The 15393-nt window shown below is 74.2% G+C and carries 15 protein-coding genes; 8 read left to right on the top strand and 7 right to left on the bottom strand.

Annotation, left to right across the window (positions count from 1 at the left end):
- Positions 1-290: 290 nt before the first annotated feature.
- The 6 genes from OG432_RS19320 to OG432_RS19295 all read right to left on the bottom strand — a co-directional run bounded on the left by OG432_RS19320 (position 291) and on the right by OG432_RS19295 (position 3945).
- Positions 291-941, bottom strand: a complete 651-nt coding sequence (locus tag OG432_RS19320) for a vitamin K epoxide reductase family protein (RefSeq protein WP_328312201.1) — start codon at positions 939-941, stop codon at positions 291-293.
- 36 nt (positions 942-977) lie between these two features.
- Positions 978-1478, bottom strand: a complete 501-nt coding sequence (locus tag OG432_RS19315) for a DUF5949 family protein (RefSeq protein WP_328312200.1) — start codon at positions 1476-1478, stop codon at positions 978-980.
- Between the two features lie 226 nt (positions 1479-1704).
- The gene (locus OG432_RS19310) at positions 1705-1947 is read right to left on the bottom strand and encodes a chaplin (RefSeq protein WP_328312199.1); all 243 of its coding nucleotides are present in this window, start codon (positions 1945-1947) and stop codon (positions 1705-1707) included.
- A gap of 213 nt (positions 1948-2160) precedes the next feature.
- The gene (locus tag OG432_RS19305) at positions 2161-2505 is read right to left on the bottom strand and encodes a hypothetical protein (protein WP_328312198.1); all 345 of its coding nucleotides are present in this window, start codon (positions 2503-2505) and stop codon (positions 2161-2163) included.
- Between the two features lie 334 nt (positions 2506-2839).
- On the bottom strand, positions 2840-3481 hold the full coding sequence (locus tag OG432_RS19300) for a hypothetical protein (RefSeq protein ID WP_328312197.1): 642 nt from the start codon (positions 3479-3481) through the stop codon (positions 2840-2842).
- Between the two features lie 224 nt (positions 3482-3705).
- Positions 3706-3945, bottom strand: coding sequence for a chaplin (locus tag OG432_RS19295; protein WP_267052611.1), 240 nt, complete (start codon positions 3943-3945; stop codon positions 3706-3708).
- 577 nt (positions 3946-4522) lie between these two features.
- Between OG432_RS19295 and OG432_RS19290 the strand changes: the two genes are divergently transcribed.
- The 8 genes from OG432_RS19290 to OG432_RS19255 all read left to right on the top strand — a co-directional run bounded on the left by OG432_RS19290 (position 4523) and on the right by OG432_RS19255 (position 14000).
- The gene (locus tag OG432_RS19290) at positions 4523-5689 is read left to right on the top strand and encodes a glycosyltransferase (protein ID WP_328312196.1); all 1167 of its coding nucleotides are present in this window, start codon (positions 4523-4525) and stop codon (positions 5687-5689) included.
- Positions 5690-5739: 50 nt separating this feature from the next.
- The gene (locus OG432_RS19285; protein WP_328312195.1) at positions 5740-7173 is read left to right on the top strand and encodes an exopolysaccharide biosynthesis polyprenyl glycosylphosphotransferase; all 1434 of its coding nucleotides are present in this window, start codon (positions 5740-5742) and stop codon (positions 7171-7173) included.
- A gap of 29 nt (positions 7174-7202) precedes the next feature.
- On the top strand, positions 7203-8498 hold the full coding sequence (locus OG432_RS19280) for an O-antigen ligase family protein (RefSeq protein WP_328315158.1): 1296 nt from the start codon (positions 7203-7205) through the stop codon (positions 8496-8498).
- On the top strand, positions 8495-10111 hold the full coding sequence (locus OG432_RS19275) for a lipid II flippase MurJ (RefSeq protein ID WP_328312194.1): 1617 nt from the start codon (positions 8495-8497) through the stop codon (positions 10109-10111). Before OG432_RS19280 ends, OG432_RS19275 begins: the two co-directional genes overlap by 4 nt.
- A gap of 73 nt (positions 10112-10184) precedes the next feature.
- Entirely contained in the window at positions 10185-10886 is a 702-nt protein-coding gene (locus tag OG432_RS19270) for a polysaccharide deacetylase family protein (protein WP_328312193.1), read from the top strand.
- A complete protein-coding gene (locus tag OG432_RS19265) occupies positions 10883-12169 on the top strand; it encodes a glycosyltransferase (RefSeq protein ID WP_328312192.1) in 1287 nt (428 codons plus the stop codon). Before OG432_RS19270 ends, OG432_RS19265 begins: the two co-directional genes overlap by 4 nt.
- Entirely contained in the window at positions 12166-12870 is a 705-nt protein-coding gene (locus OG432_RS19260) for a lipopolysaccharide biosynthesis protein (protein ID WP_328312191.1), read from the top strand. The genes OG432_RS19265 and OG432_RS19260 overlap by 4 nt, the downstream gene beginning before the upstream one ends.
- Positions 12870-14000: a GNAT family N-acetyltransferase gene (locus OG432_RS19255; protein ID WP_443058412.1), complete on the top strand. Its 1131-nt coding sequence runs from the start codon at positions 12870-12872 to the stop codon at positions 13998-14000. The genes OG432_RS19260 and OG432_RS19255 overlap by 1 nt, the downstream gene beginning before the upstream one ends.
- On the opposite strand, the gene OG432_RS19250 is transcribed toward OG432_RS19255, so the two are convergent.
- Complete coding sequence (locus tag OG432_RS19250; protein WP_328312190.1) at positions 13986-15296, bottom strand: glycoside hydrolase family 26 protein; 1311 nt, start codon at positions 15294-15296, stop codon at positions 13986-13988. The genes OG432_RS19255 and OG432_RS19250 overlap by 15 nt on opposite strands.
- Between the last annotated feature and the right edge of the window lie 97 nt (positions 15297-15393).

The raw sequence follows: 15393 nt of genomic DNA, 5'->3' as shown, positions 1-15393 counted from the left end.
GCCCCGGAAACCGTCCTGGTTCCGGGGCCCCTCCAAGCGTCCGCTCTTCTCGTCCGATGCCGGGTTCAACGACGTCCCCAGGCGCAGGAAACGGCCGCGGGGCTCCCGCCACCGCCGCCGGCGCTCCCCGGGCCGGTACTGGTTGCACGGCCCGGGGAGGCTTCAACCATGCGACTGGTCAATGGGGTCAACGCCCGGGGAGGGCCGCCGTGTCGGGCCGCGGAGGCGATTCACGCGGTTGGCCCAACGTTCCTGCTGGGCGGCGGCCGGCCCCGTACGTCGTCGGCGGCTCATCCGGTCCAGAAGTCCCACCAGCGGGTCAGGATCAGCATCGCGACGACCCCGATGTGCAGCACCGGCACCGCCCAGCCGAACTCGCAGAACAGCCCGCGCGCCCAACCCGGGCCGGGCAGCGCTCCCTTGACGAGGTTCAGCGTGGTGACGCGCCAGAACAGCACGATGGTGGCGACCCACGCCAGACAGCACCACAGGCACAGCGCGTCGATGCGGTACAGGGACTCGAACTGGAGCCAGCTGACGAAGACGACGCCGAGCAGCGCCCCCGTGTTCAGCGCCAGCCAGTACCAGCGCCCGAACCGGCCGCCCGCGAGCAGGCTCATGCCCGCGCAGCAGACGATCCCGTACGCGACCAGACCCAGCATCGGATTGGGGAACCCGAAGACGGACGCCTGCGCGCTCTTCATGATGTTGCCGCAGGAGATCACCGGGTTGAGGCTGCACCCGGGGACGAAGTCGGGGTTCCGCAGGAGTTCGAACTCGTCGAGGGTGATGACCCAGGAGGCGAGCAGGCCGGCCGCGCCGGTCAGGACGACCAGCCAGGCGAAGCCGCGGCCGGCGCCGAAGGCGGCGCCGGCCCGGGGTGGGGGTCCGGACGAGTCGGTGACCGGCGCCCGCTGCTTGAGCGTCCCGTTCAGGGCCATGGCTGTCGTCTCCGTTCCGTTCTCGTCCGGCGGGGTTCAGCCGCGCAGGCGGCGGACGGGGAGCACGCAGTGGCCGGCGGTGGAGATGGTGTCCTCGTGGCCCGCGAACGCCTTCAACTGCTCGTCGTCGACGGCGACTCCGGGCACCGCATCGGGCCAGGAGCGGGTGGCGAACATGAACTGGACGGCGCCGCGCTCCTCGGCGGCCGCGAGCCACTCGGGCGGCACCGGGCACTGGGCGGTCAGCGTCGGCATGGTCAGGACGGCCTGGCCGCCCTGCACGATGAGGGTCACCGGGAACGAGCCGCCCTGGGTCTGGTCGGTCACGCTGCCGGCCGGCATGCCGATCTCGTCGAGGAGCGCCCGCGCCGCGGCCTCCGCGCCCTCGGGGCCCTCGGTGCCGTCACCGAGGGAGTACGCCATGAGGAAGGGCACGTCGCCGGATGCGTCGGGGTGTTCGCCGCTCCACGCGATGACGATGAGCGAGCCCAACAGGGCTGCCCTGGACGGCTGTACGGCGCTGGTGGCTGAAGTCATGCCGGGACTCTAGGACATTCCGGGCCGAGCCCCTCGCAGTCGTCACCCATCCGGATGAACCGCCCTTCGCGGGGGCGCACCGGGCGTCCCGGCGTCCGCGTGCGGGCGGCGTGTCCGCGTGCCGCGGCGTGTCCGTGGGGACATGGCGGAGCGGCCCCGGGATCCCCAACTCCACGGAGCCGCTCATGACATACCGCACGCGTACCGGGGACGAACCGGCTTCGCGTCAGTCGTCGTTGACGCAGGTGTTGCCGAAGGCCGGGTTCAGCAGGCCGATGACGTTGACCGTGTTGCCGCAGAGGTTGACCGGCACGTGCACGGGGACCTGCGCCAGGTTGCCGGACAGGACGCCGGGCGAGTTGGCGGCGACGCCCTGCGCGCCCGCGTCGGCGAAGGCGGAACCGGCGGCGGCGCCGGCGGCGAGCCCGGCGGCGGCGACGACGAGCGCGGTCTTCTTGGCAGTGTTCATGGTGAAAAACCTTCCATTCGGGGGTTGCCTCAGCGTAGGCAAGGGTCCGGGAGTCGCCGGAAGCGAACACGCCGGGTTTATTGTCTTTCCCTCGTACAGCGCACGACGGCCCTGGCGGGCGTCAATTCGCCGTCGCGGAGGATCTGTTCATGCGTGAGCCGGAACGATCAGCTCATTTTCGGACCGGACGACCGGCCCCTTCCGGGCCGAGAATCAGCCGATCGGAAGACCGCCGATCAGCGGGCTCTGATTCGGGGCCCCGTTGGTCTTGTTGAGGTCCTTGGCGGTGGCGGCCGCGGTGTGGAGCAGCGAGTCGTCCGACTTGGGGTCGAGCAGGGTGGTGTGGACGGGCGCCGCGTCGACCATGGGGGCCGAGGCCATCTGCTGGGTGAGCGCGTCGAGCCCGCCGTTGAGGCTCATGGGAGGCATGGCCCCGGTCGCGAAGGCCGGAGCCGCCGCACCCATGACCGCGAGCGAACCGGCGACCGCCGCGGCCACCTTCATCGACTTCATCATCAATCCTTCCGCGGCGAGTTCGATCGCCGAAATCAACTGCACGCGCCGCGCAACGGCAGCGCCGCGCGTATCCCTGAATGATGTGCGCCACTTCGCCCTGGGTAACGACTCGCGGGCGGTTGGGAAACCCTTCGGGCGCGGATTCATGGGACACCCCACCCAATTGCGGAGGACCGCAGATATTCGTATGCGATTTCATTAATTCCGGCTATGCAGGCGCTAGTTGGGGAGGCAATAGCGGGCTGCCCGGCCCCGGACAGCCGAAAGCGCCGGTTCCGTTTCCGGGCCGGCGCTCGCGGGCGTACGGGGTGTCGGGTGTGCGGGGTGCAGAGCGCACGCGGGGACATGGGCGTACGGGACCCGGAGGGGGGACGGGTCAGACGGGCAGCTTCGGCGGTGCCACGGGCAGCGCGTCCGTGGGGAGCTTGGGCAGCGCGGGCAGGCCCGGCAGGCTGGGCACCGGCAGGCCGCCGCCGAGGAGCGTGGCGACGACGAGGCCGACGAGCCCGGTGACCACCTCGGTCGCCGCCGGCACGATGCCCGCGACGTTGGCGCTGGTGACCGCCTTGACGAGGCTGTCGATCGACTTCTTGAGGGCCGCGACGGCGTCGGCCTTGATGTCGGTCGGCCCGGCGGCGAGCTGGGAGCCGCCCAGCGGCAGCGCCGGCACGGCGGCCGGGGCCGACGGGGTGGCGGGCACGGCCGGGGCGGCCGGGGCCGCCGCCTTCACGGCGTCGAGGGCGGACGTCGCCTTGGCGGCCGGCGCGGTGACGTCGGCCGGGGACGCCCCGCCCAGCGCCCCGGTCAGCAGATCGGTGACGGGCTTGAGCGCACCCCCCAGGTCGGCCAGCGTCTTGACCTGCTTGAGCACGGCGTCGGCGCCCGGCACGGGAGCCTCGGCGCCGGCCGGGCGCGGCGGCTGCACGTCTGCGGCGGCCCACGCGGTTCCGGCCGATCCGACGACGAGCGCGGTCGAGAGGGCCACGGCGGCCAGTCGACGCGGTGTTCGTGCACGCATGAAACGGTTCTCCCTCGCTGGGACGTGCGAATTTCCCTCACCGTGCGCGGACCCCCGAACCCCCGCAACCGCGTCCTCGCCGCCGCCGACCGCCCCGTGCGCGACGCGCCGGGGCGAGCTGGCACAACCCCGGGAGCGGACACCCGCGTCGGGCTTGCGCCATCCGGGCAGCACAGAGCCCCGGCAACCCCCTGGATGGGGGCGGCCGGGGCTCGCGCGGGGAACTACTTGTTGACGCAGGTGTTGCCGAAGGCGGGGTTCAGCAGGGCGATCACGTTGACCGTGTTGCCACAGACGTTGACCGGCACGTGGACCGGAACCTGCGCCATGTTGCCGGACAGGACGCCGGGGGAGTGGGTGGCCGCGCCGTGCGCGTCGGCGTCGGCGGCGGCGACGCCGGCCCCACCGGCAATGGCGGCAACGGCAGCGGTGGACAGGACCAGGGCCTTCGCGGTACGCGACATGGAGAAGCACTCCTAGATTGGGAAAGTCATTGACCTTGGGAAAGGCAGTGACCGGGTGGTGTCACTCGACCTACACCTCAACGCGGACCCGGCCGCCCGGTTTTGCCCCTAACGGGTGAACCCGGGTTTCCGGAGTCGAAAAGGTGGCCAGGGGACATGTCCGGACCATGGCCACCAGCGGCCGTCGCCATCGGAGAACATCACCCCGAGGAGTTAATTTTCGTCGCCGGTGTTGTCGAGGTCCGCGCCGTCCGCGCACACCGTCACGGCCGACCTGACCTCGCGATGCATCGTTTTTCTCCGCGCACGGAGAGCAAGCCCGGCTCAATAACGAGCCAACCGTCAACGGGATACGCCGAATCGCCCGAAGGGACACTCCGGCCCGCGCATTCATGACGGGACCGGGTCGTAAATACGGTTACAGTGCTCCTCGCCCCGGGGCCGTTCATCGCGTGGGGAACCCCGGCAACCGCACGACCGGTAAAGCGGAATTCGAGAGCGGGCCGCCCATCGGGCCCGCCCCGCAGCACCTTTGTCCAGCTTTCTTTTTCGAGCGCCAGGACCGGAGTGACCGCGCATGCCCACGAGAGCCAACGCCCCCGGCGGACCCGATGGGCCCAGTGCCGGGGACGACTTGAGTGTCCTGCACCTGGTTCAGCCCGTTGAGGGGGGCGTAGCCCGAGTCGTCACGGACTTGGTACGGGACCAGCTGCGCAGCGGATTCCGCGTCACCGTGGCATGCCCCGAGGGAGGCCCGTTGAGCACCGAACTGTCGCGCCTGGGCGCCCGGGTGCGCCCCTGGCCCGCCACCCGCTCCCCCGGTCCCGCGCTGCTCGGCGAAACACTGCGCGCGGCCCGGCTGATCCGCCGGGTGCGGCCCGATGTGATCCACGCGCACAGCGCCAAGGCCGGGGTCGCCGCACGGCTCGCCGCACGCGGCTCCGTCCCCACCGTCTTCCAGCCGCACGCCTGGTCGTTCGAGGCGGTCGGCGGGATCACCGCGCGGCTCTCGCGGAGCTGGGAGCGGGCCGCGGTGCGCTGGACCTCGCGCGTCGTGTGCGTCAGCGAGGGCGAGCGGGCCACCGGGGAACGCGCGGGAGTCCTCGCGTCGTTCGCGGTGATCCCCAACGGCGTCGACCTCGACCAGTACCGCGCGCCCGACGAGGCCCCGGCCGCGACGGACGCGCCGCTGGTGGTGTGCGTCGGACGGCTCTGCCGGCAGAAGGGCCAGGACGTGCTGCTCCGCGCCTGGCAGGACGTGCGCCGCGCGGTGCCCGGCGCCCACCTGGTCCTGGTCGGCGACGGCCCCGACCTCGCGGCACTGCGCACGGCGGCCCCCGCGTCGGTCTCCCTCGTCGGCGCGGTCAGCGACACCGCCGCCTGGTACCGCGCGGCCGACCTGGTCGTGCTGCCCTCGCGCTGGGAGGGGATGGCGCTCGCCCCGCTGGAGGCGATGGCGTGCGGCACGCCGGTCGTGGTCACCGACGTCGGGGGCTCCGCCGAGAGCCTCGCGCCAGGCCACGCGCCGCTCTGCCTCGTACCGCCGCAGGACCCGGGCGCGTTGGCCCGCGCCATGACCCGCCTCCTCACCGACGCCCCGCTGCGTACCTCCCTCGCCCGCCAGGGCCACGAACACGTGACCACCACCCACGACGTGCGGCAGACGGCCCGGAGCATCGCGCGGGTCTACCGCGACGTGGCCGCCCTGCAGCGCTCCGAGCACAGGGAACCCATCAGCCAGTGACCGCGGAAAGCATCGTCCCGTCCGCCGGGGGACCGCCCCACGGCGGCGGGATGTCAACGGGAACCGTCTCGGTGGTCACGCCCCGCGAGGCGCCGGACCACTTCGTCCCCACGGCGGTACGGCCGCGCACGGGCGGCACGTTCGTGTCCGTCCTGCTCGCCGTCGACTGCGCGGCGGGCCTGCTCGGCATGCTCGTCCTGCCGTACTCCGGGCTGCCGCCCGGCCCCGCGGGGCTGCTCGTGGCCACCGTGCTCCTCCTCAACGCCCAGGCCGGGCTCTACCGGCCGACGATGGCGGGCGGCGTCCTCGGCGACGTGCCCGCCCTGTTCGTCCGCGCCCTGACCGGCTGGTGCGTCCTGGCCGCCGTACTGGCCCACCAGAACGTCCTGGTCCGCGACCCCGGCGATGTGCCGCTCGCGGTGTCGGCGGCCGCCGCGGGATGCGCTGCGCAGACGGCGGCGAGCTGCGCCGGGCGCGGCGCCGCGCTGTGGCTGCGCCGCCGCAAGGCCGCCCGCAGGCCGCGCCCGGCCCTGGTGGTGGGGCCCGCGGCCACCGCCGTACGCGTCACCGCCGCGCTGGTGCGACAGTCGGGCGGCGGGGTCCGTCCGGTCGGGGTCGTCGTGCCGCCGTCCGAGGCCACCGTCGAGGCCGGCCCGGTGCCGGTGCTGCGCAGCCTGGAGGAGGTCCAGCGCGCCGTCATCCAGAACGGGGTGCGGGACTGCCTGTTCACGTACGCCGTCGAAGCGGGCGGCCCGACACCCGTGCCCCCGGCGCTCCTCGAAGCCATGGGGTGTGCGCTGTGGCAGCTCGACACGCGCGCGCCCGGCCACACCGCGCCCGGCGGGCAGGCCGACGAAGTGGCCGCCTTCCCCTGCCGGCCGCTGACCAGCACCCCCGCCGGCGCCTTCGGCCTCTTCGCCAAGCGCCTCCTCGACCTGGCCCTCACCGTGCCCGCGCTGATCGCCGCCTCGCCCGTCCTGCTGGTGTGCGCCCTGGTACTGCGCCGCAGCGACGGGCCCGGGGTGCTGTTCCGGCAGGAACGCATCGGGGTGCGGGGCACGCCGTTCACCCTCCTGAAGTTCCGTACGCTGCGCCCCGACACCGTGCACGAGGCCGCCACCCGCTGGAACATCGCCGCCGACCACCGCATGAGCCGCGCCGGGCACTTCATGCGGCGCACGTCCCTGGACGAGCTGCCCCAGCTGTGGAACGTGATCCGCGGCGACATGAGCCTCGTCGGGCCGCGGCCCGAACGCCCTTATTTCGTCGCCCAGTTCAGCAGCGCCCACCCCGGCTACGCGGCCCGGCACCGGATGCCGGTCGGCCTCACCGGGCTCGCCCAGGTGCAGGGGCTGCGCGGCGACACCTCGATCGAGGACCGGGCGCGCTACGACAACTACTACATCGACCACTGGTCGCTGTGGCAGGACCTGTGCATCCTGCTGCGCACCGCGTCCTGCCTCGTCCGGCCGACGGGGAGCTGACCGTGCACGCCGCCCTGGCCGCGCCGCCGATGCCGCTGCCCGCCCCCGCACGCCGGGCCCTGCACCTGCTGCCCCTGCTCGCCGTCATCGCCCTGCTCGCCACTCCCCCGCTGGGCGGCGACGGCTCGGCGACCGCCGCCGACGCCGCGTGCGGGGTGCTCGTGCTGTGGGCGCTGCTTCGGGTGCTGCGCTCGGGCGAGCGGCCGCTGAGCCGCCGCGCCGCGATCGTCATGGGACTCCCGGTGACGGGGATCTGCGTGGCCGCGATGGGCGCCGCCGACCCCTCGACGGCGATCGCCGGGCTCGGCCGCTACCTCCAGATCTTCGTGCTCGTACCGCTCGCCGTGCTGCTCCTGCTGCGCGACCGCGACGACTTCCGGGTCGCGGCGGGCGCCGTGGTGGCGCTCGCCCTGTTCGAGGGCGCCGTCGGCGTCGAGCAGTACCTCACCGCGACCGGCGCCTCCTACATGGGCGAGGACATCCGCGCGGTCGGCACCTTCGGCGCCTCCGACATCATGGGCATGTCCACCGTCGTCTCGTGCGGCCTGCTCTGCTCGATCGGCCTCGCCCTCGACCCGGCGCCCGGCGCGAGCCGCACCCGGCGCCGGGCCGCGCTCGGCTGCGCCGCGCTGCTGCTCCTGCCGCTCGCCGTGTCGTTCAGCCGGGGCGCGTGGATCGCCACGGCCGTCGCGGCCTGCACCGTGCTGCTGCTCTCCGGCGTGCGGCGCGCCCTCGTCGTCCTCGCGGCCCTCACGGCCGCGAGCGTCGTCCTCGTCGGCGCCAGCGGCTCCGGCAGCCGGATGCTCCAGGAACGGCTCTCCAGCATCACCCAGGTCGAGAGCGCCCCCGACCAGTCCGTCACCGACCGGTACACGATGTGGGCGGCCGCGGAACAGATGTGGCGTCGATCCCCGCTCAGCGGCGTCGGGCTGAAGGGCTTCCCCGACCACCGCGACGCGAACTCCTCGCTCGCCCTGTCCTCCGGCAGCGACACCGCCGGCGCCGGCGCCGCCTTCAAGCGCCAGCCCCTGCTCTCCCCGCACAACATGTACCTCCTCGTCCTGAGCGAGCAGGGCCTCATCGGCGTGGTCACCCTCGCCGGCGGCTGGGCGGCGCTCCTGGTCGCCGGGGTGCGCAGGCTCCACCGGGCGCGCCGCCGCGGCGCCCCCCTGGACTGCGCGCTGGTCGCCGCCGGGCTGCTGACCTGGCTGCTCGTGGACTTCTTCTACGGTGACATCGGCGGCCCCTCCACCGCCCTGACCGCGCTCGTCATCGGCCTCGCCGCCTGGTGGGCCCTGGCCGCACGAGGGGCGGCCACGACGTGACGGAGACCGCTCCCCCGCTGCTGCCCGCGCCCGCCGCGCCCCCCGAACCCGGCCCGTCGGGGCGGCTGCTGGCGCGGGCCGCGCTCCTGACCGCCGTCCTGACCGTCGCAGGGGCCGTCCTCGGCCTGCTGCGCGACCAGGCCTTCGCGCACGTCTTCGGCGCCGACACCGACACCGACGCCTTCCTCGTCGCCTGGACGGTGCCCGAGGTCGCCGCGACCCTGCTGATCGAGGACGGGCTCGCCTTCGTCCTCGTACCGGCGTTCAGCCTGGCCCTCGTCGAACGCGGCCGCCCCGGACCCGACCCGGTCCGCGCCCTGGTCGCGGCGACCCTGCCCCGGCTCACGCTCGCGCTGACCGCGGGCGCCGCCGCCCTCGTCGCCGCCGCGCCCGCCGTGGTCGCGGTCCTCGCCCCCGGGCTGCCGCGCGCCGACCTGGCCGTCGACTGCACCCGGCTGACCGCCACCTGCGTCTTCACCTTCGGGCTCACCGGCTACTGCAGCGCCGCCCTGCGCGGACACGGCCGCTTCCTGGCGCCCGCCTCCATCTACGTCGCGTACAACGTGGGCATCATCGCCCTGCTCCTGCTGCTCGGCGGGGCATGGGGGGTGCGGGCGGCCGCGGCCGGGGTCGCGCTCGGCGGCGTCCTCATGGTGCTCGTGCAGCTTCCCGCGCTGTGGCGCAGCTGGCACCGGCGGGAGCGCCCGCCCGCCGTGCCCGCCGCACGGCGCGCGACGGGCGACGGCACGGCGCGGGCGCTGCGGCTCGCGCTGGTCGCCCCCGTCGTGGTGTTCGCCCTGAGCCGCCAGACGCAGGTCCTCATCGAGCGTTTCCTCGCCGCGCCGCTGCCCGCCGGCGCCATCTCGCACCTGAACTACGCCCAGAAGGTGGCGCAGATGCCGATGGTGCTCTCCCTGATGCTGTGCACGGTCACCTTCCCCGTCATCGCGCGCGCTCTGGCCGCGGGCGACACCGAGCGGGCCAGGCGGCGGGTGGAGAGCGACCTCATCGTGGCGGGCACCATCGTGCTGCTCGGCGCGTCGGTGGTGGTGGCCTGCGCGCCGCAGATCATCCACCTCCTGTTCCAGCGCGGCGCGTTCACCGCCCACGACACCGCGGCGACCGCCGGCGTGATGCGCGTGTACGCGCTCGGCCTGCTCGGCCAGACCCTCGTCGGGGTCCTCGCCCGCTCCTACTTCTCCGAGGCCCGCCCCCTGTGGTTCCCGGCCTGCGCCATGCTCGCCGGGCTCACCGCGACCGCCGTGGCCGGCGCGCTCGCCGTCCCGGCGTGGGGCGCGCCCGGCATCGCCGCCGCCAACGCGCTCGGCATCACCCTGACCGCGCTGCTGCTCCTGTGGGGCAGCGGGCGCCGCCGCACGGCGCTGTCCGTGCGGTGGGTGGGCGGTCAGCTCGCCCGTCTCGTGGCCGCCGCGTGCGGCGCCACCGCCGCCGCCTGGTGGGGGGCGTCGGCGCCGTCAAGTCCCTTGCTCGCCACCGCCGTCGGCGCTCTCGCCGCGGCCATCACCTTCGTCGTCGTGGCCCGTCTGCTGCGGGTCAGGGAGTTCTGTCTGCTGTTCCGTCCCGTCACACGAAAGCTCTGGCATGCCCGTTGACACGGCAGTCGGCGACCCACGGGGTCCACTGACTGGTTCGAGACCGCGCCCCGCCGCACCGCTGTGGGTGGCCATGTACCACTCGGTGTGCCACACCACGGACGATCCCTACCGCATCACCGTCTCGCCGCCCCGCTTCGAGCGCCAGCTGCGCTGGCTGCGCCGGCACGGCCTCAAGGGGGTGGGCATGGCCGAACTGCTGCGGGCCCGCGCGGCCGGCACCTCCCGCGGCCTGGTCGGCCTCACCTTCGACGACGGGTACGCCGACTTCACGGGCGAGGCCCTCGCGCTGCTGCGCCGCTACGAGTGCACGGCCACGGTGTTCGTACTGCCGGGGCTGCTCGGCGCCACCAACGAGTGGGACCCGCTCGGCCCGCGCCGCCCGCTGCTCGACGAGCGGGGCATCCAGCAGGCCGCCACCTGGGGCATGGAGGTCGCCTCGCACGGCCTGCGCCACCTCGACCTGACCGCCGTCGACGAGGACGCCCTGCACCGCGAGGTACGCACCAGCAGGGAGCTGCTCAAGGAGCTCACCGGCCACGACGTGACGGGCTTCTGCTATCCGTACGGCGCCGTCGACGTGCGTGCCGTCGACGCGGTCCGCGCGGCCGGCTACCAGTACGCCTGCGCCATCGACCCCGGCCCGCTCACCGGCCGCTACGCCCTGCCGCGCGTCCACGTCGGCGAACGCGACACCGCCTGGCGGCTCCAGCTCAAGCGCAGCCTGCACCGCTGGCGCCGCGAAGACCCCGCCGACCTGCCGGAGGGCTCGTGAAGGTCCTGCACGTCATCACCGGCCTCGGCGTCGGCGGCGCCGAACAGCAACTTCGGCTCCTGCTACGGCACTTGCCGTACGACGCCGACGTGGTGACCCTCACCAACCCCGGCGCCGTGGCCCGCGGCATCGTCCGCGACGGCGGCCGGGTGCGCGATCTCGCCATGGCGGGCAACCGCGACCTCGCCGCGCTGCCCCGCCTCACCAAGCTCGTCGCGGCCGGCCACTACGACGTCGTCCACACCCACCTGTACCGGGCCTGCCTGTACGGACGCCTCGCGGCCAGGCTCGCCGGGGTGCGCACCGTCGTCGCCACCGAACACTCCCTCGGCGAGGCCCGCATGGAGGGGCGGCCGCTCGGCCCCGGCGTGCGCGGCCTCTACCTGGCGAGCGAACGGCTCGGCACGGCGACCGTCGCGGTCTCCCCCACCATCGCCCGGCGCCTCGCCCGCTGGGGCGTGCCGCAGCGCCGCATCCACGTGGTGCCGAACGGCATCGACGCGGCGCGGTTCGCGTTCAGCGCCGACGCGCGCGACACCGTACGCCGTCAACTCGGCCTCCCCGCCGACGCGTTCGTGATCGGCGCCGTCGGCAGGCTCGCGGCGGGCAAGCGGTTCCACGTCCTGCTCGACGCGCTCGCCGAACTGCCCCACGCACGGCTGGTGTTCGCGGGCGCCGGCGAACAGGAACAGCCGCTGCGGGCCCGCGCCGAACGGCTCGGCGTGACCGGCCGGGTGATCTTCGCCGGCGAATGCCCCCAGGACGACGGGGCCGCCGCGGGTTCGGACCCCGAAGGCGGGGTCCCGGCGGGTGCGGACCCCGAAGGCGCGGGGCGGCCCTCCTTGCCCGCCCTGCTCTCCGCCGTGGACTGCCTGGCCTCACCCTCGGGCGAGGAGGCCTTCGGCCTCGCCGTGGTGGAAGGGCTCGCGGCGGGGCTCCCCGTGGCGTACGTGACCTGCCCGGCCATCGACGACCTGCCGCCCGGCTCCGTACCCGGCGCCCTGCGCACCGGCCGCACCGCCGCCGCCTTCACCGGCACCCTGCGCGCCCTCATGCGGACCGGCCGCACCCGGCTTCCCGTGCCCGACGCGGTGCGCCGCTACGGCGTGACCGCGACCTCCGCCCAGCTGGTCCGGGTGTACGAGGCGGCGGCCGCCCGCGTGCCGCTGCCCCGCCCGGCGTACGACGCGGCGCCCGCACCCACCGGCGGGCCCGACGCCGGGTCCACGCCCGGCGGCGCGCACCTCACGACGAACACCTCGGAGAAAGAAGAGTCCAGATGAGCCAAGTGTCCGGCCCGCGCCCCCAGCGTCACGGCGTTCGCGGTCCGCTGCGTGCCCGGTCGCTGCCGCGCTGGTGGCCGCTGCCCGTGTGCGCGCTGCTCGGCGCGGCGGCGGGCGGCGTGTACGGCGCGGTGAAGACGCCCGAGTACAGCGCGACCAGCTATGTCGTGGTCACCCCCGCCGAGAAGGCCGATCCGTCGGTCGCACTCGGCTTCGCGCAGGCCTACGGCCGGGTCGCGACCGAGGTCGCCGTCATCGGGGACGCCCAGGTGTGGGCGGGGGTCAGCGCGGCCACACTGCGCTCCAGCGTGCAGACGGCGACGTCCCCCGACGCCCCGATGATCGCCATCACCGCCGGCTCGTCGCGGGCCGCGGACGCCGCGGGCATGGCCAACGCGGTGGCCCGCGCCCTCACCGTCAACGGCGAGCACAACCAGAAGGACACCGGGGTCCGCGTCGTGCAGTTCTCGCGCGCCGCCAAGCCGCTGGCCCCCTCCTCCCCCTCGGCCTCGCTCACCGCCCTCGTGGGCGGCTGCGCGGGCGGGCTGCTCGGCGGGCTCGCGCTCCTGGCCCGGCCGCGCCGCCGCCCCGACGCCGAACCCGACGCCGGGCAAGGATCCCGGTCCGGCTCCGAGCCAGGGTTCGCGGCGGCGGTACCGGGACCGGCCGGCGCGGCCTCCGTGCCGCAGGAGGTCGGATAGTGTCCCGGCTCCGCGTGGAGGTGTGCGCCGAGGAGCTCCCCTTCGCCGATCTCGCACCGAACTGGCGTCGCCTGCACGGCCGTTGCTCGACGGCGACCCCGTTCCAGAGTCACGCGTGGCTGCATTCGTGGTGGCTCTCGTACGGGACGCGCGGCCGACTGCGGATCCATCTGGTGTACCGGGGGGAGGAGTTGATCGGCGCGGCGCCGCTGATGCGGGTGCTGCGCCCGCTGCCGGCCCTGGTACCGCTGGGCGGCCCCATCTCCGACTTCACGGACGTCCTCCTGGACGACGCCTGCGCCGAGGAGGCCGCGGCCGCCCTCACCGGCTCCCTGATGCGCTCGGCGCGCGGCGCCCTGATCGACCTGGGCGAGGTCAGGCCGGGCGCCGGAGCCGAACGGGTCTACGCCAACTGGCCCGGAAAGCGGCATCGGTTGACCGACTCGGGCTGTCTGGAACTGCCCGCCGCCGGGATGGACACCCTCCTCGGGCGCCTGCCGGCCAACCGTGCCCAGCGGGCCCGCGCCAAACTCCGGAAGATCGACGCACTGGGCATCGAGCAGCGTGACGTACCGCCCGACGAAGTGCCCCGGGCCATGCGCACGCTGCTCGAACTGCACGGCCTCCAGTGGCAGGGCCGCGGCGTGACCCGCGAGCACACGCGCCCGCGCTTCGAGGAGCATCTCGCGCGCGCGGTGGGCGAGATGACCCGGCACGGCGACGCGGTGGTCACCGAGTTCCGTCTCGACGGGGAGGTCGTGGCGGCCGATCTGACCCTGCTCTCGCCCGCCCTCGCCGGCGGCTACCTGTACGGGGCCCACCCCGGCCTGCGCGGGCGCAAGGTGGATGTGGCCACGATGCTGCTGCGGGCCTGCGCCCAGCGGATCGACGGCAGCGGCCGCGCCGCCCTGAGCATGCTGCGCGGCAACGAACCGTACAAACAGCACTGGCGTCCCGAGGTCCGGGTCAACCAGCGCTTCCTGCTGGCCCGGCGGCGGACCCTGCCGCTGTTGTGGGCCGGCGCCCTGCACGCCCGGCTGCGCCGCGGCGCGGGCGCCGCGCTGCGCGAACTGCGCCGGCGGCGGGACGACCGCAGCCGCCCCGCCGCGCAGCCGTCAGGACCGGCGTGAGTACCAGTCGAAGCGGAGGCAGAGCTTGCCCCCGATCCAGTACTCCACCCACGGGCCGAGCTCGACCGGCGCGCACTTCTCCGGCGGCTTCGGCGCCGGGGTGACGGCGGCGGGCGCCGCCGGCTGCGGGGCGGGATTCGCCGGGACCGAGGGGAGCGGGCCCACCGGGGCCGACGGCAGGGGGCTGACGGGCGCCGACGGCAGGGGGCTCACCGGGGCCGACGGCTGCGGGCTCACGGGCGCCGACGGCAGGGGGCTCACCGGGGCCGACGGCTTGGGGGTCGGTTCGGTGCGGCCGTACAGGAGCGTGCGGTAGACCTCGGAGGAGCGGGGGTTGTCCGCGCATCCCCACACCCCGTGCGGGCAGTAGTCGGTGATGGTGTTGTAGACGGGCTTGTGCGCGTCCATCCACGCCAGCATGCGGCGCATGTACTCGGGGTTGTCGCCGTTGCGGAAGAGCCCCCACTCCGGGTAGGAGACGGGCTTGTGGTGCGCGGCCGCGAAGTCCACGTGCTGCTGGAGCCCGTACGGCTCCTTGACCTGCTTGTCGAAGTCCTGGCCGCGCGGCTGGTCGTAGGAGTCCATGCCGACGATGTCGACCACGTCGTCACCGGGATAGCACTCGGTCCACGGCACCGCGTCCCGGCCGCGGCTCGGCGTGAAGTCGAAGCGGAACTTCTGCCCCGGGACCGCCCGCATGGCGGTCACGACCCGCTTCCAGTACGTCTTCCACGCCGCCGGGTCCGGGCCGCAGCGATGGGTGTACGTGGTGCCGTTCATCTCCCAGCCGAGCACGATCACCGTGTCCGGGATCTTGAGGTCGACCAGCCGCTCGGCGAGCCGTGTGAAGTGCTCGTCGAACTCCCCCGCGGCGCCCTTGGCGAGCAGCTGGCGCACCCGACCGTCGGGGATCTCGGCCTCGTTGAGCGCCTGCATCGGCACGTTCAGGACGAGGGTGCGGTCGGCGCGCGCCGTGCGCCAGGAGGCCCAGTCGTCGAGGAACCCGGCCCTGCCCTCGATGTCGGACCAGGTGTTCCCGGCCAGATAGGTGTGCCCGACCCGGATGTCCGCGCCGCCGAGCCACTTCTCCAGGGCCGGGATCCGTTTGACGCCGAGGAGCCCGGAGTCCAGGAAGGCACCGAAGTTCGCGACGGCGGGGTGCCCGGCGGGCGGCGGATCGGCGCCGCTCCCCGGCGGCGTGACCTCGGCACCGGGGGCCAGAGCGAGGCTGAAGAGAGCACCCGCCACCAGTGCGCTCGTCGTGAAGGTGGCCGCTCGATGACGTCGTAGACGCATGTGCGCTCCCTTGCCCTTGGTTCGGAGGACCTCCCGGGTTCCCGGTTGAAAATATTCTTATTGCGCCGATAGGGAACCTAAGCAGCCCACGCCGGAA

It is taken from the genome of Streptomyces sp. NBC_00442 (assembly GCF_036014195.1).
Taxonomy (GTDB): Bacteria; Actinomycetota; Actinomycetes; order Streptomycetales; family Streptomycetaceae; genus Streptomyces.
This window is presented reverse-complemented; position numbering and strand designations above follow the sequence as displayed.

Excerpts from the sequence above, each read along its gene's own strand:
- OG432_RS19310 (WP_328312199.1), bottom strand. The coding sequence starts at position 1,947 with ATGAACACTGCCAAGAAGACCGCGCTCGTCGTCGCCGCCGCCGGGCTC.
- OG432_RS19270 (WP_328312193.1), top strand. The coding sequence starts at position 10,185 with ATGTACCACTCGGTGTGCCACACCACGGACGATCCCTACCGCATCACC.
- OG432_RS19295 (WP_267052611.1), bottom strand. The coding sequence starts at position 3,945 with ATGTCGCGTACCGCGAAGGCCCTGGTCCTGTCCACCGCTGCCGTTGCC.
- OG432_RS19250 (WP_328312190.1), bottom strand. The coding sequence starts at position 15,296 with ATGCGTCTACGACGTCATCGAGCGGCCACCTTCACGACGAGCGCACTG.
- OG432_RS19280 (WP_328315158.1), top strand. The coding sequence starts at position 7,203 with ATGCCGCTGCCCGCCCCCGCACGCCGGGCCCTGCACCTGCTGCCCCTG.
- OG432_RS19315 (WP_328312200.1), bottom strand. The coding sequence starts at position 1,478 with ATGACTTCAGCCACCAGCGCCGTACAGCCGTCCAGGGCAGCCCTGTTG.
- OG432_RS19285 (WP_328312195.1), top strand. The coding sequence starts at position 5,740 with ATGTCAACGGGAACCGTCTCGGTGGTCACGCCCCGCGAGGCGCCGGAC.
- OG432_RS19300 (WP_328312197.1), bottom strand. The coding sequence starts at position 3,481 with ATGCGTGCACGAACACCGCGTCGACTGGCCGCCGTGGCCCTCTCGACC.
- OG432_RS19260 (WP_328312191.1), top strand. The coding sequence starts at position 12,166 with ATGAGCCAAGTGTCCGGCCCGCGCCCCCAGCGTCACGGCGTTCGCGGT.
- OG432_RS19290 (WP_328312196.1), top strand. The coding sequence starts at position 4,523 with ATGCCCACGAGAGCCAACGCCCCCGGCGGACCCGATGGGCCCAGTGCC.
- OG432_RS19320 (WP_328312201.1), bottom strand. The coding sequence starts at position 941 with ATGGCCCTGAACGGGACGCTCAAGCAGCGGGCGCCGGTCACCGACTCG.